Annotated in this window: 13 protein-coding genes; 7 read left to right on the top strand and 6 right to left on the bottom strand. The window is 68.0% G+C overall.

The window, feature by feature from the left end; translation table 11 throughout:
- Together SX243_04250 and SX243_04245 are read right to left on the bottom strand one after the other, a co-directional pair.
- Nucleotides 1–310, bottom strand: a 310-nt coding sequence (locus SX243_04250) for a response regulator transcription factor (GenBank protein ID MDY7092165.1), incomplete at its 3' end; no start/stop codon positions are given.
- A complete protein-coding gene (locus tag SX243_04245; protein MDY7092164.1) occupies nt 300–3,605 on the bottom strand; it encodes a two-component regulator propeller domain-containing protein in 3,306 nt (1,101 codons plus the stop codon). The genes SX243_04250 and SX243_04245, both read right to left, overlap by 11 nt.
- A gap of 192 nt (nt 3,606–3,797) precedes the next feature.
- On the opposite strand from SX243_04245, the gene SX243_04240 reads away from it, so the two are divergent.
- From SX243_04240 to SX243_04215, 6 genes are all read left to right on the top strand, one after another.
- Nucleotides 3,798–4,190: a GntR family transcriptional regulator gene (locus SX243_04240; protein ID MDY7092163.1), complete on the top strand. Its 393-nt coding sequence runs from the start codon at nt 3,798–3,800 to the stop codon at nt 4,188–4,190.
- The gene (locus SX243_04235; GenBank protein ID MDY7092162.1) at nt 4,187–5,083 is read left to right on the top strand and encodes an ABC transporter ATP-binding protein; all 897 of its coding nucleotides are present in this window, start codon (nt 4,187–4,189) and stop codon (nt 5,081–5,083) included. The genes SX243_04240 and SX243_04235 overlap by 4 nt, the downstream gene beginning before the upstream one ends.
- Nucleotides 5,080–5,868: a hypothetical protein gene (locus SX243_04230; GenBank protein MDY7092161.1), complete on the top strand. Its 789-nt coding sequence runs from the start codon at nt 5,080–5,082 to the stop codon at nt 5,866–5,868. Before SX243_04235 ends, SX243_04230 begins: the two co-directional genes overlap by 4 nt.
- 145 nt (nt 5,869–6,013) lie before the next feature.
- Nucleotides 6,014–7,231 carry an acyltransferase gene (locus SX243_04225; GenBank protein MDY7092160.1) on the top strand — a complete coding sequence of 406 codons (1,218 nt, stop codon included), beginning with the start codon at nt 6,014–6,016 and terminating at the stop codon, nt 7,229–7,231.
- A 106-nt stretch (nt 7,232–7,337) separates the two neighbouring features.
- A complete protein-coding gene (locus SX243_04220; protein MDY7092159.1) occupies nt 7,338–8,603 on the top strand; it encodes an ATP-binding protein in 1,266 nt (421 codons plus the stop codon).
- 169 nt (nt 8,604–8,772) lie between these two features.
- Nucleotides 8,773–9,639 carry an alpha/beta fold hydrolase gene (locus SX243_04215; protein MDY7092158.1) on the top strand — a complete coding sequence of 289 codons (867 nt, stop codon included), beginning with the start codon at nt 8,773–8,775 and terminating at the stop codon, nt 9,637–9,639.
- A gap of 34 nt (nt 9,640–9,673) precedes the next feature.
- Here the strand turns inward: SX243_04215 and SX243_04210 are convergent, their stop codons facing one another.
- A complete protein-coding gene (locus SX243_04210) occupies nt 9,674–11,671 on the bottom strand; it encodes a hypothetical protein (protein ID MDY7092157.1) in 1,998 nt (665 codons plus the stop codon).
- A gap of 234 nt (nt 11,672–11,905) precedes the next feature.
- Nucleotides 11,906–12,529 (bottom strand): SRPBCC domain-containing protein, encoded by a 624-nt coding sequence (locus SX243_04205; GenBank protein MDY7092156.1) that lies wholly within the window; start codon nt 12,527–12,529, stop codon nt 11,906–11,908.
- Between the two features lie 327 nt (nt 12,530–12,856).
- Here SX243_04205 and SX243_04200 point away from each other — a divergent pair, with 327 nt between their 5' ends.
- Nucleotides 12,857–15,376 (top strand): TonB-dependent receptor, encoded by a 2,520-nt coding sequence (locus tag SX243_04200; protein ID MDY7092155.1) that lies wholly within the window; start codon nt 12,857–12,859, stop codon nt 15,374–15,376.
- Between the two features lie 84 nt (nt 15,377–15,460).
- Here SX243_04200 and pbpC read toward each other — a convergent pair whose 3' ends face one another.
- Both pbpC and SX243_04190 read right to left on the bottom strand, forming a co-directional pair.
- Complete coding sequence (gene pbpC, locus SX243_04195) at nt 15,461–17,881, bottom strand: penicillin-binding protein 1C (protein MDY7092154.1); 2,421 nt, start codon at nt 17,879–17,881, stop codon at nt 15,461–15,463.
- Between the two features lie 9 nt (nt 17,882–17,890).
- Nucleotides 17,891–23,497, bottom strand: a complete 5,607-nt coding sequence (locus tag SX243_04190) for an MG2 domain-containing protein (GenBank protein ID MDY7092153.1) — start codon at nt 23,495–23,497, stop codon at nt 17,891–17,893.
- Nucleotides 23,498–23,528 lie beyond the last annotated feature (31 nt).

Below are 23,528 nucleotides of genomic sequence, written 5' to 3'. Positions count from 1 at the left end.
GCCGCACCACCTCGATGCCATGCATTCCCGGCAGCTGCAGATCGACCACCGCCACCGCCGGCCGGAGGGTGCGAGCCAGCTCCAGCGCCGTCTCCCCATCCTCCGCCTCCGCCACCACCCGCAGATCCGCCTCCGCTTCCAGGGCTCCCCGCAGGCCCTTGCGGAAGACCGGGTGATCCTCCACCAGCAGGACCTCCACGTCGGCAGCACTCCCACCGGCTGTGCCCCCACCGGCTGTGCCCCCAATGGTAGCGCCCGCCCCTCGCCGCCGCGCCTTCTCCGCTCCTCGAGCACCCTTCCTATCCACCATGGCTCCTCCTCGCTCCTCGTGCCGCCCTGAAACGGCGGTCCCGCCGGGGCATGATCGCCGTCACCCGGGTGCCCTCACCGGGCTGCGCCCACACTTCCAGCCGGCCGCCCAGGGCGTCCACCCGCTCATCCATTCCCAGGATCCCCAAATGCCCCCGGCGGGCCAGCTCGATCCATCGCCGCGGAACCTGGAAGCCCCGGCCGTCATCCTCCACCGTCAGTGCCACCGCGGCCCCTGCGACAGGGTCATCCACCGCCTCCAGCCCCACTCGCACCGTGCTCGCCCCGCCGTGGCGCAGCGCATTCTGCACCGCCTCGCGAAACACCCGGAACAGCGCCAGCCGCCGTTCCTCATCGAGATCGTCCCCCGACTTCGGAGGCCCCAGGCGAAGATCTAAGTGAATATCCACCTCCGGATGCTCCCGCTGCAGCTCGGCGGCGTGGTCCCGGATCGCCGCCTCGAGACCGAAGAGCTGCAGAACCGGAGAACGCAGGCGGGTACACACCGTCCGCAGCTCGGTCACCAATCCGCCCAGATCCTGCCGCAAGGAACCGAGGGCCGCGGTACCGCGGCTGGCGGCCAGCTGGAGGGCATGGAGCTCTTGCAGAGGGCCGTCGTGGAGATCCTGAGCCAGCCGCAGGCGCTCCTGCTCCCGGGCCGCCAGCAACCGGCGGCGCACCTCGATGGCCTCTTCTCGCTCTCGCTCCGCCCGCTGCAGCCGACGCCGGAAGATGGCGGTGATCCCCGTCACCAAGAACGCCAGCAAGAGGACCCCGGCGCTGATTTGCACCGTAACCCGCTCCCAAAAGGACGGCCGGGCATAGAACTCCAGCTGAGCTCCCTGGCGGTTCCAGACGCCGGCGCCGCTGGCAGCCCGCACCTCCAGGCGGTGGCGTCCCGGCTCGAGGCGGGCAAAGCGGGCCTGGCGCTGATTGCCGGCATCGACCCAGCCCCCACCCTCTTCTGCCGAGAGCTTGAAGTGGCCCCGGCGCCCCCCATCTACCAGGCGATAGGTGAAGCGCTGGTGGTCGGGATCGGCGAAGCTGAGGGCGGCAAAGGTCACGGAGAGGGTTCGCTCCTCGGGCTCCAACTCGAGCACCTCCCCCGCCGTCATCCGCTGCTGAAGCTCGCCGGCACCGAAGGTACGGGCGCCGGTGCTCAGCCCCGTCAGCACCACCGGCGGCGGCTCCTGAGGGAAGAAGGGGGCCCCGATCCCTCCGGAGCCTCTCGGGTGGGGGCGAAAGATGTCGAAGCCCCCGACACCGCCGAAGAGCAGCTCGCCGTTCAATCCCCGCGCCGTGGCCCCCAGGTTGTACTCGTCCCCCTGCAATCCATGCCGCGCGCGGTATTGCCGCACCTCGCCGCTCTCCGGGTCGTAATGCCACAGGCCCCGGCCGCTGCTCGCCCACAGATGCCCCGCCCCGTCCTCCAACAGACCGAAGACCGCCATGCCGCGAAAGGGCTCCACGGTCTCGAATCGCTCCCCGTCGGCGCTCAGCCGATCCAGACCCTCGGCACTGCCCACCCAAACCCGTCCCCGGCGGTCCCGCAGCACCGCGGCGACCCGGTCGCTGGACAGTGACGATGGATCCTCGGCATCGTGGCGCCAGCTGCGGGCTCGGCCGGTGGCGACATCGAAACGCACCAGGCCTCCGTTCCAGGTCCCCGCCCACAGCGCCGCCACAGTCCCCCGGGCCTGCCCTCCACTGCCCGCACCGGCCCCAGCCCACTCGGGCTCCAGGGCCAGGACCACGTCGTCGCTAAGGGATGAAGCATCCTCGGGATCATGGCGGAAGACCCGCTCGGTACCCGCCGCGTCGAGGTGGCGCAAACCGCCCCGCCAGGTGGCGAACCACAGCCCTCCGGTACCGTCCGGCACCAGCGCCCGAACGCTGCGGCCGGGCTCGCCGCCGAGGCGTGCCATGCGGCGGGCTCCTCGATGCAATCGATAGACGCCGCCCTCGACGGTGCCCACCAGCAGTCCGTCGTCACCATCCGACGCCAGGGCGGAAATGCGGCTCGAATCGAGGGCGTCCGGCTGGCCAGCCCCGGCGCCCCAATGGCGGGCTCCGCCGGTGTCGGCATCGAGGGCGAAGAGGCCGCGCTCGCGGGTGCCGATCCAGATCGTGCCGTCGCCGGTGACCTCCAGCGCGAACACGCTCTTGAGCTGCTCCAATCCATCACCGGTGCGCAGGCTGCGCCAGCTGTGGAAATGCCGCCGCAGCCGTGGCAGGTAGGCCACCCCGCCCTGCTCCAGCCCCACCCACAACGTCCCCGAGCGATCCTCGTGGAGGCTCCGGACCACGTCCGTGGCCAGACTTCCGGAATCGAAGGCGCGGCTACGGTAGCGGATGATGCGACCGCTGGTCGGCGACCACCGCACCAACCCACCGGCCTCGGTGCCCACCCACAGCACCCCGTCTCGGTCCTCCAGGACCGCCTCCACCACCTCCCCTTCGAGGAAGGATTCGGTGATCACCAAGCGCTCCCCATCGAGGCGGTAGAGGCCGCCGCGGGCGGAGACCCAAAGATCCCCCCGCCGATCCTCCATCACCGAGGTGAGCCGCTGGCCCGCCAGCCCTCCGCCCCCCAGCGCTTCAAAGCAGCTCGCCTCCTCCACCCAGCGAAAAAGACCCTTCCCCGTGGCCACCCACAGGCGCCGGCGGCGATCCTCCAGAATACGGTAGACATCTCGAGCGCCGAGCCCGCAGGAATCCCCGGGTTCCGCCTCGAAGCTCTCGAAGACCGCCCGCTCCCCGACCTCGGCGGCCCGCCGCAGGCGCTGGATGCCCCGACTGCGGGTGCCGATCCACAAATCGCCGCGGCTGTCCAGGGTGAGAGCCAGGACCAGATCCTCGCTCAGGCTCTCGGGGTCGCCTTCGACGGGATGGAAGTTGCGGAAGGTCTCGGTGCGGGGGTCGAAGCGCGCCAGCCCACCGCCCTCCGTGCCCAGCCATAGGAAGCCCGCCGAATCCTCGACGATGGCCCGCACGAAGCGCCCATGAAGCGCCTCCGGATCCTCCCGGCCGCCGCCGCGGAAAACCCGAAAGCCCCCGCCATCCCAGCGGTTGAGGCCGTCCTCGGTACCCAACCACAGGAAGCCCTGGCGGTCTTCGGCGAGAGCGAAGACCGAGCTCTGGGACAGTCCATCGTCGGTGGAGAGACCGCTGAACACGAGATCCGGCCCATCCTCCGCCGCCTGGACCGGCGCTTCCCAACCTCCTCCGACCACCGACATCAACACAACAAAAACCCAACCCCGCACCCGCCACCCCACAGACCGTGGGAAATTCATGGCCTGAAGATATACCGAGATGCTAGGTCGACGAGATCCGGAAACCATGTCCGCGAAGGGAAATGGCGCAGGATCGACCTGATTCTCCCTCCACCCGGGCCCTCTCCACCGCCGGCCGGTACCTCCCTGGGCCACGACAGCCATCTTCCTCGTTGACAGCCAACATCGACTGTGTATACTCAGTATATGGACATGCACAGCAGCCTGGTGATCTCCCAGACCGACGGCCGCCCGATGTATCTGCAGATCATGGAGCAGATCAAGCAGCGGGTCGCCGTGGGGGATTGGGCTCCCGGCGAGCCGTTGCCTTCGATTCGCCAGCTGGCCGTGTCCCTTCAAGTCAGCGTCATCACCATCAAGCGCGCCTATCTGGAGCTCGAACGGGAGGGCGTGATCGTGACTCAACAAGGCAAGGGCTCGATGGTAGCGCCGGAGCCTCAACTCGGCTCCCAGCTCTGTGAGCAAGAGCTGGACGAGCACCTGACGGAAGCGGCTCGCCTCGCTTCCTTGCTCGGCCTGAGCCCGAAGGACCTGGCCGAACGCATGCACCAAATCTCCAAGAATCTGGCCAAGGAGCGCTCATGACGGAACTCGCTGTCCGCTGCCAAGGGGTGGGAAAGGACTACTCCCACTTCTCCCTCCAGGATCTCGACCTCGAGCTGCCCCAGGGCAGCATCACCGGCCTCATCGGAGCCAACGGCGCCGGCAAGTCGACGACCATCCGCATCCTTATGGGGCTGGTGCGCCAGGACCGCGGCTCGGTCCAGGTCCTCGGCCTGCCGATGCCGGCCCAGCAGATCGCCGTCAAGCAGGAGGTGGGCTTCGTCTCGGAAGATATGAGCCTCTACAAGGCCGCCACGCTGGGCTGGCACCTGGATCTCATGGGCTCGATCTATCCGCGCTGGGACCAGGTCTACGCGGAAGAGCTTGCCCGGCGCTTCGAGCTGCGCCTCGACCAGAAGGTTCGAGGCTTTTCTCATGGTCAACGCACCAAAGCCGCCCTGGTGCTGGCCTTCGCCCGCCGGCCCCGGCTCCTGGTGCTCGACGAACCCACCTCCGGCCTCGATCCCATCGCTCGGCACGATGTCCTGGGCGCCCTGATGGAAGCCCTCACCGACGATCGGCGAACGATCCTCTTCTCTTCCCAGAACACCCACGACGTCGAGCAGATCTCGGACCAAATCACCTTCCTCGACCGCGGGCGCATCATCGACCGCGGCGACAAGGAGACCTTCCTCGACCGCTGGCGCCGCCTGCGGCTGGAGGTGCCCGACGGCAAGGAGCTACCGACCCTGGACGGCACGGTGAGCCGAAAGACCAGCGGCCGGCTCACCGTGGTCACCACTCGGCACTACGACGCCTCGACGGTGGCCGCCTACCAGGAGGCCGGAGTCATCGTGCACGCGGTGGAGAACCTGAGCCTTGAAGAGATCTTCGTCGCCACCGTCCAGAGCAGACGAAAGGAGTTGGCAGCGTGAGCACCCGAAACCCAGCAGCAGTAGACCCCCAATCCGGCTACCAGGCCGGCTCCCAAGCCGGACCCCTCGAACCCACCAGTCCGGTAACCGAGGATTGGACTCCCAGGGCCATGAAATTCAAGATGATCCGACGCCTGATGCTCACGGATTGGTACTTCCATCGACGCGTCCTGTTGGCCTACATCGGCGGCGGCGCCGTTTCCTTGGCGCTGGTGGCCTGGGGTGGAGAGGTTGGTTTCTACGCCGGCTTCGTTCTCTTCGTGACGGTGCTCATTGGTCTCGGCATCCATCTTCCCTTCTCCACCGTGGTCGAGGAACGCAAGCAGCAGACCCTCACCTTCGTGATGAGCCTGCCGATCTCCATCACCGAATACACCGCCGCCAAGCTGCTGTCGAATCTGCTCCTCTTCCTCTTCCCCTGGCTGACGCTGCTGGCCTGCACCGCCACCGTCATCGCGAGCCGAGAAGGCATGCCCAACGGCCTGATTCCCTTCGCGACCCTCTTGCTGGTCGAGATTTTCGCTGGCTCCTGCTTGATCCTCGGAACCGCCTTGGTCAGCGAATCCATCGCCTGGACCGTCGGAGCCATGATCTTCTCCAACCTTTTCTTCCACGCGTTCCTCTACACCGTTGCCCACCTCCCTGGAATCGCCGAGCGCCTCGAAGGGCAGAGTGCAGCCTGGAGCTCTACGGAGATCCTGGTGCTAGTGGGGGAGCTTGCGGTGATCGGCCTGATTCTCGGCTCGACCTTCGTGCTCCAGGCCCGCAAGACCGACTTCCTGTAAGCGACTCTCCTCGTACACGACCTCGCCGGCTTGCACCGGCTTGGCTCATCTTGCGTCGGAACGTGGGTTGTCCACGGTTCCCCGCTCGAGCTATGCCCATGCAGCCCGGATTTCCTCTTCCCGTTGACGTAGAAAGGACACCTTCATGACCCCGGATCCCAGCCCCGGCCTCATCGCCCCCAGCCAGGCCCGCAACGTGCCGCTGGACGCCCTGCGCAGCTTCCTGGTGTTCTTGGTGGTGGTGCATCACGCGGTGCTCGCCTACCATCCCTACGCCCCCCCGCCGCAGGATTCCTTCACCGCGGACTCCCTGATGTGGACCGCCTTCCCCATCGTCGACGGTCATCGCTGGCCCGGCATCGACCTCCTGGTGGGATGGAACGACATCTTCTTGATGTCGATCTTCTTCCTTCTCTCCGGGGTCTTCGCCTGGTCGAGCCTGATGCGCAAGGGCTCCGCCGGCTTCCTGCGATCCCGGGCTCTCCGCCTCGGCCTACCCTTCGCCGTCTCCGCCGCGGTCCTGGCACCCCTGGCCTACTATCCGACCTACCTGGTCACCGGCGCTGATCCGGGGCTGGGCGCGTTCTGGAGCCAATGGCTCGCCCTGGGACTCTGGCCCTCCGGGCCCGCCTGGTTCCTGTGGGTGCTGCTCGTGTTCAATGCGATCGCGGCAACCTTGCTGGTAAGCATTCCTGGCTGGGGTGAGGCCCTGGGCCGCGTGACGGAGCGTTTGGCCCGTCGGCCCCTGGCCTACCTGGGGGCTTTGGTGGTCGTCTCCGGCCTCGCCTACCTGCCCCTGGCAGCCTACTTCTCCCCGCAGTTCTGGGGCCATCTCGGACCCTTCTGGATTCAGAGCAGCCGCGCGCTCCACTACGCGGTCTACTTCTTCGCCGGAGTCGGCCTCGGAGCCTGCGGCATCGGCCGTGGCCTGCTGGCCACCGACGGCAAGCTCGCCCAACACCCGCTGCGGTGGTTCTTCGCCGCCATCACCTCGTTCATCTTGGCCGTCGCGGTCTTCTTGGCGGTGATGGCGAGCCTTCCCCAGGGTGGCCCCAGCCCGCTGCTCGCGGCCTTCGGCAACTTCACCTTCGTGCTCTGCTGCGCCTGCAGCTGCCTGGCCTGCCTGGCCATCTTTCTTCGCTGGTCACCGTCCCGCAGCCGCGCCCTCACCTTCTTCGGTTCCAACGCCTATGGGGTCTACCTCGCGCACTACTTCTGCGTCAGCTGGCTCCAGCTCGCCCTCCTCGACCTCTCGCTGCCGGGGGCGGTCAAGGGCACCCTGGTCATCGTGGGAGCCACTCTACTCTCCCTCGGCCTCTCCGCCACCCTGCGCCGAATCCCGGCGGTGGCGCGGGTGATCTGACCTCCGGGGCAGGCAGGGATCCTGGGCAGGCAGGGGCCCTGGGAAGCCAGGGCCGTTGCCGGCGCCCAGCTGTGCAATTTATCCAGTGAGTGGATAGAATCTATCCATGTACCGGAGAAATATCGAAGATTACCTGCGTGCAGCTCTCGCCGATACCCCGGTGGTACTGCTCCAAGGAGCCCGGCAGACCGGCAAGACCACGCTGGCCAAGGAGCTCGTCCGTAGCCTCGGCGGCAGTTACCGAACTCTCGACGACGCCGCCACCTACGCCTCCGCCACCCAGGCGCCCAAGGAGTTCATCGCACGGCCCGAAGGTCTGGTGGTGCTCGACGAGATCCAAAAGGCTCCCGATCTCCTCTCCGCCATCAAGGTCGCGGTGGACGAGGATCGGCGGCCGGGACGCTTCCTGCTCACCGGCTCGGCGCGAGTCCTGACCCTCCCCACCATCTCCGAGTCGCTGGCGGGAAGAATGGAGGTCGTGACTCTCTGGCCCCTGTCCCAAGGAGAGCTTGCGGATCGCGAAGAACGCTTCATCGACGCGATCTTCGGCGACTCCCTTCCCCCATTGCCCCCGGCACCGGAGAAGGCTGACTCGTCCTTCGCCACCATCCTCCAGCGGGCCCTCATTGGTGGCTTCCCGGAGGCCGTTGCTCGCCAGGACCCTCGTCGCCGCAACGCCTGGTTCGCCGCCTACATCACCACCATTCTCCAACGCGATGTCCGGGACCTTGCCAACATCGAAGGGTTGGCGGACCTGCCTCGGCTGCTCGATCTGCTCGCCAGCCGCTCTTCGAGCCTGCTCAATCGCGCCGAGCTCTCCCGCTCCACCGGCCTGGCCTATGCGACCCTCCACCGCTACCTGACCTTGTTGGAGATGACCTACCTGGTCCAGCTGCTCCCCCCCTGGAGCGCCAACCTGGGCAAGCGCCTCAGCAAGACTCCCAAGATCGACCTCTGCGACTCCGGGCTCATCGCCCACCTCAACGGCATGGTTCCCTTCACTCCCGGCAGCACACCGGCAAGCCTGCAGAAGCGAGCCGGGAGCCTCATCGAGAGCTTCGTCGCCGGCGAGCTGCGCAAGCAGCGGGGTTGGAACCACATCCCCACCAAGCTCTTTCACTACCGCACCGCCTCGAGACAGGAAGTCGACCTTCTCCTCGAAGGTCCCGGCGGCCTGGTGGTGGGTATCGAGGTCAAAACCGCCTCCAGCTGGGGCCGCCGGGACCTCCACGGCCTCAAAAGCCTCGCCGAAGCCCTCGGCGACCGCTTCCACCGCGGCATCCTGCTCTACGGCGGCAGCGAAGTTCTGCCCTGCGGAGAACGGATCCATGCGGTGCCGATCCGGGCGTTGTGGGAGTGGGACGGAGACTGACCTGAGACTTCTCGGCCGGATAGGCTCGTCCGGTAGCTCGGAGGCAGAAAGCTCCATCTGGTGCAAGAATTGAGGGTCTGACGATTGTTTGGAGGCAAGCCCTCACCCCTTCCGCTCCCCCTTGCATGCCTTGTAGGACATACAGAATGGTCATAAGCTTGGATTCCCCATGCGCCGCCTTCGGCTGATCGCGATCTTCGCCGCCCTGGCGGTGCTGGCCTTCCTGATGCTCGCTTCCTTCGCCCGCAGCATGCTCTACCCCTCACCCCCGGTGGCGGTGCCCTCGCCTCCGGGTGGAGATCTGGGCGAGGAGCGGCTATCCCTCGCCACGGGAAGTCAGGTGTATGCCTGGAGCCTGGAGCCGGCCAACCTGGCCACCGGCCGCCCGGTGGCGGTCTTCCTCCACGGCAACGGCGAGAACCTGGAGACGATGCGGCGCTCCGGCCTCTTCGACCGGCTTCGCCGGATGGAGGTGGTCACCCTGGTGATCGACTACCCGGGCTACGGCCGGAGCGGCGGCCGGACCAACGAGGAGGGGGTGATCGCCTCCGCCGGCGCCGGGATCGACTGGGCCCGGGAGAACCACCCGGAGCGGCCGGTGGTGCTGGTGGGCTGGTCGCTGGGGGCCGCGGCGGCTCTGGGAGCGGCGGCCCGCCGCCCCGACGAGGTGGTCGGCGTCGCCGCGCTCAGCCCCTGGAGCACGCTGGCGGAGGTGGCGGCGACCCACTTCCCACGGTTCCTGGTCACCTGGGCGGTGAAGGAGCGCTACGACAACCTGGAAGCGGCCCGGATGATCGCCCGGCACGGCGTGCCGACGCTGGTCATCCACGGCGAGCGGGACACGATCATCCCGGCGGAGCAGGGGCGGCGGGTGACCGAGGCGCTACGCCAGGGCTACCCGGCGGAGACGGGCGCGCCGACCACCTGGCTGGGGATTCCCGAGGCCGGCCACAACGACCTCCTGGGCTACGCCGAGGTCTGGCAGGCCCTCGAACGGTTCCTGGACGACGCGAGCGGGGAGCCGGACTCCGCCTGAGCAGCCCGGATCCCCGGCAAGCGAGCGCACAGGCTCACCGGCGCCGGCGGCGCTCCCGGCGCTTCGCTCGAGCCTCCTCGCTCGACGGCTCCTTCGCCTTGGGATCGGCCTTCACCACCCGGCCCACGTCGACCTCGCCGTCGTCCGCGAGCCGCACGATCCGCCGGCGCTCGCCGATGGCCGCCTTGCCGAAGCGGGCTGGCGACAGTCCGTGGGACCGGCCGGGAGCGGGGCGCGCCTCCGCGGCGCGCTTGGCCAGCTCCGCAACGGTCAGGCCGCCGCCCTTCTCGAAGACCGCCCCGACCTCGTCTAGCACGGCCCGGAGCTCCTCGCCCTGGACCGCCTCCCGAACCTCCTCGACGAAGCCGACGATCTCCCGGGCGCCCTCTTGGGACAGCCTCGCCTCCCGAGGCGCCGCCAGCAGCTCCCGGTGGCGAGCGGCGATCCGGGCCGCCCGGAGATAGAGCTTCGGGTTCTTCCGGGCGGTGGCGGAGAGCTCCTCCTGGAAGCTCCGCCAGGCGTCGAGCCAGCCCTGGAGGTGGTACCCCTCGAAGGTGTCGGCGTAGGGCCGGAATTCGCGCTCCGCCCGCATCCGGGACGGTCCGTCGTTCTCCTCGTTGTCGCTGGCGGCGGCCCCGCTCCGGACAGCGCAGGTTCCACCCAGGATGGCGTCCGACACGAAGCCGGCGCCCCCCGCCCAGCCAAGCACCCGGACGTCGTCCGCGTCGATCTCCACCCGCTCCATCTCGAACCAGAAGCGGAGGCTCTCCATCAGGTCCGCTCTCTGGGCGGCGTCGGTGTCGAGCCCGGCGGCGCTCGCCTCCTCCTCGATCCGGTCGTCCAGGGCGGAGACCACCGCGTCGGCGAGCTCCGCCTCGATGGCGGCCACCACGATCCCGGGCAACTCCGCCTCGACGATCGCCTCGATGGCGGCCGTCACCGCGGCCTGGGTCATCTGGCTCACTGTGAAGCCGGGGAGGAAGGGCAGCAGCGCGAGGTAGACCCAGAAGGGAAGATCGTCGAGATCGGTGTTCGGGGTCATCTCGTGGTCCACCGAATCCACCGTGATCTCGAACAGCTCCTCCAGCTCGAGGAGGTCGAACGGACCCCCCTCGTGGTTCTTCGGCGCCAGCGAGACGAAGGCGTCGACGCTGCCGGCACCGAACAGCACCAGGTTGGCGCCGGTGCCGATCCCCACGTCGCAGCGTACCCGGAGCTGGCCCTGGCCCCCGTCGACCACGAAGTCCAGGTCCATGTCCATCAGGACCACCGGGAAGCGGAATTCCCGATCCGGCAGGCCGGACGAGATCGTCCCTACCCCCACCCGCTCGTCGAGCCGCATCACCACCGAGGAGCGCTCGTCCAAGAGGCCGCCGGTCGCGAGCTCCCGCAGCCGGACCGCCACCTCGCCGAGGGCCGCCTCCCCGTCGCTCCGGTAACGCAGGAAGTGGTGGTGGTCCAGGTCGTCGCTGGTGACCAGGAGCTGGGCCAGGTACTGGTCGCCGACCCGGTAGGCGGGGCTCGTGCGCCGAGTCTCCCAGGCCTGCGGCGCCAGGGGGAGCGACGCGGACACCGGGTCGAGGAGATGGCGCCGCAGCTCGCACTGGAGGGAGACGACGTCGTCGAAGAACCTCTCGGTGACGCGGTCATCGAACAGGGTGACCGTCAGCGCAACCGCCGACAGGCCGGAGAGGTCCACGGTCACCGCCAGATCGTCGATCCGCTGGTTGATCGCCTGGCGTAGCGGCTGGCCGGCGCCGGCGACCACGTCGAGGATCAGCAGACTGAACGTCGCCCCGGGCACATAGGGCGTGATCACCAGTACCAGGTCGACCGAGTCGCCGAACGGATCGAGCTCGTCCTGGGGCACGGGGAGGGTGAGCTCGAACGTACCGCCGGCCTCCGTCTCCACGTCGCCGGAGAGGGCGACGCTGGTCACGCCGTTGCCGATCAGGGTCGCCACCAGATTGAGAGAGACCGGCAGGGCGGGCACATTTCCACGGTCGTCGACCGTGCCTTGGAAGGTCAACATCCAGAACACCTCATTTCAAGAGTCAGTTTTCGGCGGGACACGACCCCTCGGCCGGGCATCAACCAGGAGTGATCCGGCCCGGGGAAACCTTTCGCCACCCCGGTCCGGACCCGATCACGGATAGGACGTTTCCGTCTAGATTCTCCATTCGAGGTCATGAATTCTCCATTTCCTGTCGAAATCGGGTTCGTCGGTGGAGGACCGTTTCCGAGGCAGCGGCGCGGAAGCTCTCCGTCACGGTTCTTCGTGCCACGGTTCGGCACGGGCGGAAACGCTCTTCATCCCCGGCTTGAAGATGAACGTGTAGATGCGGGCGCGGATCGGTAGCCGCCCGTCTTCGAGTAGCGACGCGAGGGCAGAGAGGGCCAGCGGGTGGGCGCGCCGAAAACGGCGATAGGTCATCGTCTCACCCACGAATTGGTCGTGCGTCAGGGTCACCCGGCTCCCTCTGGCCGTCGCCTCGATCTCTACCGTGATCCGGCTCGGCGCATCGTCGAGGTCGGCGGCGCGGAAGGTCTGCTGAAAGCGTCTGGGCGGCTCGAGCCTCAGGATCTCGCCCTCGGCGAGTAGTCGCTCGTGGTCGTCGGTGATGAAGCGCCAGCGCCCGCCCGGCCGCATCTCGGCCTGCAACACGGCATCGAAATAGTGAGGATTGGGCACGTCGGTACGGGTCAACGCCTGCCACACGGTCTCAGGAGATGCGGCGACCTCGAATTCGCAGGACAAAAGGCTAGAGCCGTCAGTGTCTACGAGCTCCTCGCAGGGGACCCGCGATCCGCTGAATAGCCACACGATCCCCAGCAGCAGAGCCAGCGCTGCTCCAAGGCAGGCAAGTAACAGACGCCGTTGGACAGACATGAGCCTGACTCTACCGCCGATCGAGCGACCGGCCTCCGCCTTGCCTTGCCTCGCCTTGGCGGCGCAGGTAGTGGTACTTCCTTCGGATCGAAATGCTGGGCGAAGGAGGTGGAGGATCTTGTAGAGGGGAATCCTTGATCGCGGGAAAAGGTTGAAGACCATGTCCAAGGCAACGACGGGCTAGCAGCCCAGCACGAAATGAGTGGCGCGATGAAGCATCGTCGATGAGAAGATGGTGAACCGTACTGAGCCCCTCTCGGAGCCTGCCTCTCTCAAGACTTGCCTCTGCTGAAACGATATTACTCAGAACAACTAAGGCCGCCGCCGATGCATGAAACGACAGTCACCTTTCCCGCCAACCGCTTCGCTTTGATCGTCGTGTTCCTCGGCCTGCTGGCCGGTTCGCCGGTTGCCGCGGTCGCTCAGGACGATCCGACGCGAGCGCCGACCGTGGAGCAGTCGGCCATGGAACCCTCGGGGCAAGACGGCGCGGGTGAGCAGGAGGAAGCCGACCTCGCTAGCGAGGAGACGATCACCGACGAGATCACCGTCACCGCCCGCAAGCGGGAAGAGGCACTCGCCGAGGTCCCCATCGCCATCACCTATCTCGACGGCGAGATGATGCAAGAATCCAACATCTCCGGCCTATCGGAGCTGTCTCTCAGCGCGACCAACTTCATCCACAGCGAAGACGTCAACAGCTTCGATCGCTTCATCGTCCGCGGCCTCGGTACGACGGGATCCAACCTAGGCTTCGAAGAAGCCGTCGGCCAGGTGGTCAACGGCTATTATTTTGGCCGAAGCCGTTTCGGCCGGACCATGTTCCTCGATGTTGAGCAAGTCGAGATTCTCAAAGGGCCCCAGGGCGCGCTGATCGGCAAAAACAACAGTGTCGGAGCGATCAATATCACCACCCGCAAGCCGGGGCCTTCCTTCGGCGGCCACCTGACCACGACCTACGACTTCGAGGACGGCGAGGGCCTCGCCGTCGAGTCGGCGTTCGACGTGCCTTTTTCCGATGCGTTCAAATCACGCTTCGCCGTACGCTTCGAGGATCGTGAAGGATGGGTGCAAAACCTCGGCACCGGCCGCAACGACCAGGAGCGTGATGACTTCACGGCGCGCGGTCTCTTCGACTGGCAGATCGGTGAGACGCTGCAAGCCGAGCTCATGGTCCAGGTCGGCGACCTGCAGCGCAACGGCCGTGGCCGAGAGATCTACAACTGCGTGGGCGATGCCACGTCTCCCAATCCTCTCGATACTTCCGAAGACTGTTTATTCAATGGCGTCAAGGACGTGGTCTTCCGGATCAACGGCGAGCCCAGCCCCGAGCGCCACGACACCGAATACTCCATGGTCGGCCTGACGCTGAACAAATTCTTCGACAAGTTCTACTTCAGCTACCTCGGCAACGTCGCCCAATACGACTCGCTGGACGACTGGGATTCGGACCACAGCGACCTCGAGTGGACCCACATCTTCGTACGCGACGACTGGCAGCAAACGTCGCACGAGCTGCGGATCACGTCCTTCGGCGGCGAACGCTTCGATTACCTCGCAGGCCTCTACTACAGCGACCAGACCAACGACTTCATCCAGTCGTTCATGTTCTGCCGCGGGCCCTTCGGCCTGTGCACCGGCGGCACGACCAATCCGGATTTTCGCGGCCTGCAGCGCCATGCTTGGTCGACTCTCGACACTGAATCTCTGGCACTCTTCGCGCAGGTCGATTGGTACCTCTCCGACGAGCTGACGCTGACCGTCGGTGGGCGCTACACCGAAGAGGAGCGGGCGACGGACTCCAACGCCACGGTGCTGACCCCGTACGCTCTGGAAGTCGCCGGCAATCAGGTCGACTGCCCGAACGTCACCGACGAGCTCGACGGCGTCGGCATTCCCATCGATTTTCCCTGCGGACCGGCGCGTTTCACCAGCTCCGGCTTCTTCGATCGATCAGAGGACGACTTGAGCCCCAACGTCACCTTGCGCTGGCTCAATCCGGAGGGGGGCATGCTGTACGCGACCTACGCTGAGGGGTTCAAGAGCGGAGGTTTCCAATTCCCGAATTACGTGCCCCAGGCGGCACTGACCCGCGACCTGGTCGAATACGACTCCGAGAGCACGACCCATCTCGAGCTTGGCGGCAAACGGACCTTCGCCGACGGTCGCACACAGCTGAACTGGGCCCTTTGGTCAACCGATTTCGAAGACATTCAGGTCTCCGGCTTCGACGCTGTCACGCTGATCCAGAACGTCAACAACGCGGCGCAAGCAAACTCCACCGGCGTCGAAGTCGATCTGGTCTTTCGGCTCGGCGACCGCACGAGCCTCTCGACCTCGATGGCCTGGACGGAGTCTGAATACGACGACTTCCCCAACGGCCCGTGCTACGCCGGCCAAACTGAAGCCCTCGGCTGCGTCGCCACGACCTTTTCGGACGGCACCGTGACCCGAGTCCAAGACCTCGCCGGCACGCCGCTGCCGTACGCTCCCGAGTGGCAGTTCAACGCGCGGCTGAGCGGCGGTGAGATACCGATCGTCGGGGGATTGGAGTTGGGTTACGACCTGTTCTATTACTGGATCGACGATGTCCACTTCAAACTGACCAACGATCCACTGGACACCCAAGAAGCGTACGGCAAGATCAACGCGGCGATTCACCTCGACTGGCTCGATAGCGGGTGGACGGTGACGCTCATCGGCAAGAATTTGACCGACAAGCTGACGTCGAGTCTCGGCGACTCGACCACCGGAGTCGGTCAAGCGGGAGATATCGGTCCGACGCCGAACTACAAATTTGTCGATCCCGGTCGCCAAATCGCGCTCCAGTTGGCCTATCGATTCTGACGCCCGCGGCGTCGGGAAGAGCGACGATATGGGGCTGGAGCAGGCCTTCCCTCTTTCCTGACGTCTGAGCCTCCGCCCCAGGCCTCACTCCACCCGATAGGTCACCCCCGAGCTGCGCCCCCGGTCGTCGGTCACCACCAGACGGTGGTGGCCGGGGTGGGGGTCGAGCATCAGGCGGTCTTCGGGGGTGGTGGAGCCGATGAGAAGGCCGTCTTGGTACCAGTACAGGCGGCGCACCTCGGCCTGGGCGCGGGCCACCAGGGGGAGGCGCTGGTCGCGAAGCGGAGCTTCCGGACGCAGGCGGTAGGGGGTGGCGGGGTCGGGGGAGAGAATGCGCGGGCCACGGTCGCCGGCGGCGCCGGCACAGCCTTCGGCGAAGGTCGGAGTCTGGGCGACCTCCTGGCCGCGGGAGCGCCACCAGGCCACCAGCTCCGCGGGGTAGGCGGTGTACTCCAGCCAGGTACGCTGACGGTCGGCGAGACAGGTGCCGTCCAGCAGCTCGCCGGTGTCAGCGTCCGCCAGGGCGCGGCGGTGGTGGTCGCAGAGGGGTAGGCGGGTCTTTCCCGGCAGCGCCGTCACCTGCACCGTGCGCGGGCAGTGGGGGCCGGGGCGCAGGTGGGATAGGGCGCAGACCTCCAGCTCGCCGAGCCGCAGCAGGGCCGGCTCGGCAGGCCCCGGGCCGCCGGGATCGAGGGCGCGGAAGAGGTCGAAGAGGAGCGGCGCCGCGTGCTCCGAGCCGGAGATGCCGTGGCGCGGGCTGCCGTCGAAATTGCCCACCCACACGGCGATGGTGAAACGCCGCGAATAACCCACCGCCCAGGCGTCGCGATGACCGTAGGAGGTACCGGTCTTCCACGCCACCGCCGACGCCGACCGGGACAGGCTCCAGGCTCGGGGCAGATCCGGCCGTTCCACCTGCAGCAGGGTCTCCGTCAGCAGCCACGCCGCCTCCTCGGACAGCAGCCGCTCTGGGATCCCCGACGCACCACCCTCGTCCGGCGCCCAGGTGACGGGGAGAGCCTCCCCGCCGTTGGCCAGGGAGGAATAGAGCTGAGCCAGCTCCAAGAGCGTCAGCTCCCCGGAGCCCAGGATCAACGGCAGACCATAGCGATACGCCGGCCGATCCAGAGACCGGGCGCCGCCGCGCTGCAGGAGGTCGAAGAACTCTCCCAACCCGACCCGCGCCAGGAGCCGCACCGCCGGAGCATTGAGACTGTGCACCAGCGCCTGCTGGGCCTCCACCCGGCCGCGGTAGAGACCGTCGTAGTTTTCCGCCACATAGCCAGCGAAATCCGTCGGCACGTCCAGCAGATAGGAAGCCGGAACCACCCGGCCGTCGTCGAAGGCCAGGCCGTAGAGGAAGGGCTTGAGGGTCGAGCCGGGAGAGCGGCGAGCGACGACACCGTCCACCTGGCCCGAATACTCCGACTCCTCGAAGCCGCCGGAGCCCACCCACCCTCGTACGCGGTGGCTGGAATTCTCCACCACCACCGCCGCCGCGTTGCCGATGCCTTGGGAGCGCAGCCGTCGGACATAAGCCTCGACATTCTCCTCCGCCACCTGCTGGAGCTCCAGCTCCAGGGAGGTGCGGATGCGGGGGGCACCGCCCTGGCCCGACCGGGATGCCCCAGCCTCCTCCACCACCCGGCGGGCGAAGTGGGGAGCCTCGAAGGGAGCCGGCAACCGGCGCCGGGGCACCGGTACCCGCATCGCCTCCCGCACCTGCTGGTCGGTGAAGGCGCCGCGGTCGCGCAGCTGACGCAGCACCTTGTCCCGCACCGCCAGCGCCGCCTCCGGATGCTGCACCGGATCGTAGAGGGTGGGGGATCGGGGCAGCGCCACCAACAGGCCGATCTCCCCTAGCGCCAGCTGCTCCACCGGCTTGCCGAAGTAGAAGCGCGCAGCGGCCCCAACACCCTCCAGATTGCCACCATAGGGCGCCAGGTTGAGGTAGATCTCCAGCAGCTCGCGCTTGGAAAATTGGCGTTCCAGCTGCAGCGCTCGGAAGGCCTCCCGAGCCTTGGCGACGAGGGTGCGGGGCGCCGGGTCGGTCATGCGGGCGATCTGCATGGTGAGGGTGGAGGCACCGGAGACCACCCGTCGGGCGCGCAGATTGTGCACCGTCGCCCGCAGCACCGCCAGGGGATCGACTCCGGGATGGCGGAAGAAGCGCTGGTCCTCGGAGGCGACGATGGCCCGCCGCAGCTCCTCCGGCATCTGGTCGTAGGTCACCGGCAGCCGCCAGCGCTGGTCCGCCGCCAAGAACATGCGCAGCGGCTCCCCGCGGCGGTCCTCCACCACCGTCGCCGCCGGCCGCTCCAGGCGCTCCAGGCGCTCCAGGGGGAAGGGGAAGAGCCAATCCAGCACCAGAAAGCCCATCCCCGCCGCCAGCATCCCGGCCAGGGGCAGCAGCGCGAGGAGCACCCAGGCCCGGCGGGAAACGAGCAGGCGGCGGAGAGACGTGCGAGCGGCAGTCGCCCGAGCCGCGATTCCTGAGCTAGCCATTCGGGCCGCTCATTCCTGAACGGCGACCTCCAGAGTGCTCCTCTGCCCCGTCGCCCGCAGCGCCGGGTCGTACATCGCCTCGGCGTGGATCGGCGGCAGGCGGAACTGCCCCGGCGTCACCGCCCGCAGCACCGTGTAATAGGTCTGCCAGGAATTGGCCGGCAGATCGACGAAGAGCAGCGCCCGGTCATCCCGCAGATCCACATAGCGCGGAGCGCCGGCGGCGTCGGTGACCCAGGTGAGGGTCTCGGTGGTCTCCAGGCGTGGATTCTCGATCTCCAGGCCCGAGGGCAGCAACGCCTCCACCACCACATTCTTCACCGGCCCGACGACGCTGCGCACCCGCGCCCGCAGCACCACCAGCTCGCCCTGCTGCACCGGCCCGGAGAGGGCACGACCGTCCCGCGCCAGCAGCTCTCGCTGAACCTCCAAGCCGGCTTGCTCGGGCTGGAAGGCGGCGTCGGTGGGGACGCCGCGGGTGGTCAGGCTGTAGTACGCGGCGCCGTCCCCGCCGGCGGTCTGAGCCTCGATCACCAGCGGCGCCGAGCCGGCGATTCGCGAGAACACCGCCGGCTGGCGGCTGTCGAAGGTGCCCAGCACCTCGTCTCCCAAAAGAACCCGTCCGGAGATTGGCGGCGCCTCACCCTGGCGGCGGAAGAATTGCCCCAGGGCCAGCAGCGTCATGCCGCTCTCCTGGGTGGTCCACACGCCGGCGGTGCTGGCGTCCCGGGCCAGGCGGTCCACCAGCTGGGGCAGCCGCGGGCTCTGGGGCGCCGCGTCGAGCATGGCCAGCAGGGTCAGCGCCCGGCGCCGGATGGTGGAGTCCAGATTGCCACCGGTCTGCCGCTCCACCCGCTCCACTTCTCCCAGTCCGGCGAGGAGCTCGTCCACCGCGTCTCCATCCCCCACCGCGGCATAGGCCGCCGCCAGCAGGGCCCGGGAGTCGGTTTGCAGCGCCTGACCGTGCTTGCCCCGCAGAAAGTCCATGGTGCCCAGATCGCCGCGGCCGGCGCGGGCCAGGACGTAGAGCGAATAGACCAGACGCTCCAGCTCCTCGGCCCCATAGGTGGCCTTGGAACGCACCTGCCCGGCCTGATAGACCAGCGCCCGCTCGAGCACCAGCGAATCCACCGGATAGCCGGCCCGCTGGGCCTCCACCAGGAAGTGACTGGCGTAGACGCTGGACCAGGCGTCGGGCTGGGTCTCCCCCTGCCACAGAGCGAAGCCGCCGCTGGACAGCTGCAGCCGAGCGATCCGCCGGGCGGCGTCGAGCACCAAGGTCTCGGGATCCGCGGCGCCGGCTTCCGGATCCAGCAGCTCCGGCTCCAGCTGCTGGGCCAGATCCGCCAGATAGAGCAACGGGAAGGCCCGGGATACGGTCTGTTCCAGACAGCCGTAGGGATAGGTCAGAAGATCCCGCAGCCGGCCGCTGAATTGCACCAGCGGCACCGCACCGATGCGCAGCCGGCGCTGCTCGGTGCCGGCGCGCAGAGCGCCGCCCTCCAGAGGCAGCTCCAGCCGCGCTTCCTGCAGCTGGCCGCTACGCCGGGTGGCCACCGCCGGCAGATCCGGCCGCAGCGGCACCCAGCCGGTGGTGCGGGCGGTCTCGCCCTGGGCACGGGCGGTGATGCGCAGCTCCACCTCGTCCCCCGCCTCGGCGGTTGCGAGATCGAAGTAGATCGTCGCCTCGCCGCCGTGAGGCACCTGCGGCGATTGGGTCGCCGACCCCGCCGCCTTGCCGTCGCCGGAAACCTCCAAGCTTACCTCCACCGGGCCGTCGGCGCCGGTGTCGTTGCGCACGGTGACGGGGATGCGCACCGTCTCCCGATAGGAGAGCACCCGCGGCAGAGTGGGCAGGAGTACCAGCGGATCCCGCACCCGCAGGCGCTGGTCGGCGGAGCCGAATTTGCGCCCGTCCACGGTCACCGCCATCACCCGCAGCGCCCCCTGGAACTCCGGTACCTCGATGCGGGTGGTGGCCAGCCCGGAGGAGTCGGCGGTGACGACGCCGCTCCAGAACGCCACCGGCTTCACCCGCCGGATGCTCTCGGTGCGCAGATATTGCGCCGCACCGTCGGCGAAGTCACCGCCCCCCGCCGGCGCCGCTCCCTCGACGTCCGGCAGCAGGAGGCTGAAGCTGTCGTAGGACCGCACTCCCAGGGCCAGCCGCTGGTAGAAGAATTCGAACGGCTCGGGGCTCTCCTGGGCGATGAGCTGGAGGATTCCCTCGTCCACCGCCGCGATGGTCACCGCCGCTCCCGGCGCCGTGCGCACGCCGATCTCCACCTCGGTCTGGGAGCGCACCTCCTCCGCCACCTGCAGGTCCGTGCGCAGACGGTTGGTGATGCGGTCCACCGGCAGCGCCACAGCGCCGAAAGCCCGGGCCACGGCGCCGGGCTCCAGATCCTTCGACGAACGCACCACGGTGGCGGCGACATAGACGTTGGGGCGGTAGGAGCCGCGGATGGGCACCTGCACGGTGGCGGTGTTGCCGCTCAGGGTGTGGACCTGGGTGTCCAGGACCTTGTCCCCCTCGATGGTGAGCAGGAGCTTGCCTGGGAACGGCGAGCGCACCTGCACCGTGGCGGTGTCGCCGGGGCGGTACTCCTCGCGGTCCAGGTCCAGCTCCACCCGGCTGGGGTTCTCGATGGCCCACGGCGAGTAGCCCCAGCCGCTGACGTAGAACGCCACCGAGGTGGCGGCACCGGTGGCGGGATCGCTGATGCGCAGGCGATGCCGGCCGTAGTCCGCAGGCTGGAAGGTCACCGTGCCCTGGCCGCTGCCGGAGAGGGTCTTCTGCTGTACCGGCACCGATTCGCGGCTGGACTCGTAGCGATAGGTACCGGAAGGGGTCTTGCGCAGCACCGTATTCCAGCGCTCCAAGATCAGCTCCGCCACCAGCTCTCCGGAGATTTCCTGAGCGCCGGCCTTCTTCCCGGCGGGGCTCACCGCCACGTAATCAAACGTGACTTCCTGGCCGGGCTCGGGGTAGCCCTCGCCTTGGCGTTTGAGCCCGAGGTAGTAGGGCACCGGATGGATCGGCACCCGGGTCAGTGCGGTGACACCCCGGCCACCGGCCTCCTGCACCCGCGCCGTCACCACCGCCTCCAGCGCCGCCGGCACCTCCGACACCGCCACCGCCGGCGCCGTCAGCCGGGCCTGGCCCTCGTCATCCAGCTTGCCCTGATGGTGGAAGATCTCCCGATCCTCGAAAGAGCGGTCGCCGTCCCCGAAGGCATAGGCGGCAAACTCCTCGGGAGCGAAAGGAGCCGAGACCAGCCGCACCCGGCTCTCCACTGCCAGCCCCGCCGACGGCGGCCCGAAGAGGTAGCTGCTCTCCACCGTGTAGGACAGCTCCTCGCCGGGGCCGACCCGCTCCCCCTCCGGCTCGATGGCCACCTCGATGCGGTCGGGGATGAACTCCTCTACCTGGAAGCGATAGGTGCCGAGAATCTTCTCCGCCGCCTCCAGCTCCAGGCTGTGGCCACCGGTGAGAGCGTAGGGCGGCAGCTCCAGCGACAGCTCCGCCAGGCCCCGGCGGTCCAGCTGCAGCTGCTGAGTGCCCAAGACCCGGCCCTGGGGATCCCGATGCCGCAGCAACACCGGCATGGCCGGCGGCGTGGACAGGTCTCCGGAGCGCACGATGGCCACTCCTTCCACGGTCTCGCCGGGACGGTAGAGGTTGCGCTCGCCATAGAGATAGGCGGTGTAGCCGCTGCCCCGGGGCTCGGCGCCGGAGACCTCGAGACCGGCGGTGTCGATGCCCATGCGGTCGAGGTACAGGAAGGTGAAATCGCCGCCCTTCTCCACCGTCACCAGGAAGGGCTGCGTTTCCTGCAGCTTGTGCGGATCCCCCAGCCGCCACAGTCCCGACTCGTTGGTGATGCCCTCGCCGATCTTCTGATTCTGATCCGAATAGAGGGTCACCCGCGCCCCCGCCGCCGGCGCCAGGGTGCGGGACGAGGCGGCCCACACCAGGAAGTCCTCATCCCCCCGCTTGGCCACCGCTCCCAAATCGGTGACCAGGATCCACCGCTGCTGCGCCTGCCAATCCCCGGGGCGACTGAGGAGCACCCGGTACAGCCCCGGCTCCTCCCCCCGCAGCATCTCCGCCAGCGGCACCACGGTGGTGACGGAGCGATTGCGCTGGCCTTGGATCTGCAGCGTCTTGCTCTTCAGCCGATCCCCCAGGGAGCGCGCCAGCCGCGCCCCGGAGTAGGTGGAGTCAGTGTTCAGCCGGCCGCCGTAGGTGATGAGGGAGAAGAGATTGTTGAGGTAGACCCGGTCCACCGACAGGGTCACCTTCTGCACGTTCACCGTCTCGATGGCCACCGCCCGCGGCCCCTGGGCGGAGAGGAACATGCCCTGACTCTGGAAGTCCGCCGACGAATCCAGATCCGACAGCCGCACGTCGTAGCTGACCCCTTCCCGCAGCACTGCCTGATCCGCCGCCGGCAGCCCTTCGCCAAGCTTCAACTGGTAGCGCGCCCCCGGCTGGAAGGCACCGGTGAGGGTGAGCTTGTTGCGCGCCGCCGACAGCCGATAGTCCACGTCCGGGCTCACCGCCACGAAGGAGCGGGCCGCGGCGGAGGTCACGGGCGAGGAGAAGGCCACCTCGATGCGCGACTCCCGCTCCCCGGGGAAGGACTCCACCGAGCGCACCGACAGCTTGTCCTTGGAGCCCACCAGCAGCTCCTCGACGAAGGCCTGGCCCAGGGGCACATTGCCCGCGTCGGGGGTGAGGGCGGCATCCACCACCAGGCGCACCGAGCGCTCTTGGGAAGTCTTCTGCACCGGCCCGGTGCGGAAACCGATATTCGGCCGGGTCCAATAAGCCTGCTCCAGGCTCACCTCTATCTGCCCGCCTTCGGCCTCGGAATCCTCCAACCGGATCAGCGGCGCAAGGGTCTCCGGATCCACCGGGTAGTTGAAGCGGATGGTCCCCCGCAGCACCACCTTCGCCTCGCCGTCCAGCAGGGGCTCTTCGGTAACCTCGACGGTCTCTACCAGGAATTGGTCCGTGCGCACCGTCAGCCGCGCCTCCCCCGCCAGCTCCTGGCCCTCCGCCAGCAGACGCTCGGGAATCAGGGTGACGGCGTATTGGCTGGCCATGGGAAAGCCGCCGCTGGGCTCAAAGCGCAGGGAGCTCACATCCAGCCAGCGCCAATTCCCCGCCAGCGGCGGATCGATGGTCGCCGGCGCCTCCCCCAGCACCTCCCCCACATGCCCTTCCCCCAGGGGCCGGTCGAAGAGGATGTCCAGGTACTCCCGATTCTCCCGATCGAGGACCACATCGAAGACCTCCACCGCCTCCACCGAGGACTCCTCCACCCCGTCCCCACCCTGGAAGAGCGCCACGCCCCCCAGGATCACCAGCAGCAGCACCAGGGCGGCGATGACCGGATTGCGCCAGTCGGAGAAAAAACCCCCGCCGTCTCCGCCGTCTCCGCCGTCTTTGTCGCCACTCCCGCCGGCAGCACTGCCACCACCGGCACTCCCAGCGCCTCCGGAACCTCCGGCCTGGGGCTTCTCAGCAGGCTTCTCCGCCTCGGCGGGCTTCTGCTCGTCGCTGGTTTTCTTCTCTTCGCTGGACTGGTGCTCGTTCTGCTCGGCCATGGACCCTCATCCTCCTTGGAATTCCCCTGAT

The sequence above is a fragment of the Acidobacteriota bacterium genome, from assembly GCA_034211275.1.
Lineage (GTDB): Bacteria > Acidobacteriota > Thermoanaerobaculia > Multivoradales > JAHZIX01 > JAGQSE01.
This window is presented reverse-complemented; position numbering and strand designations above follow the sequence as displayed.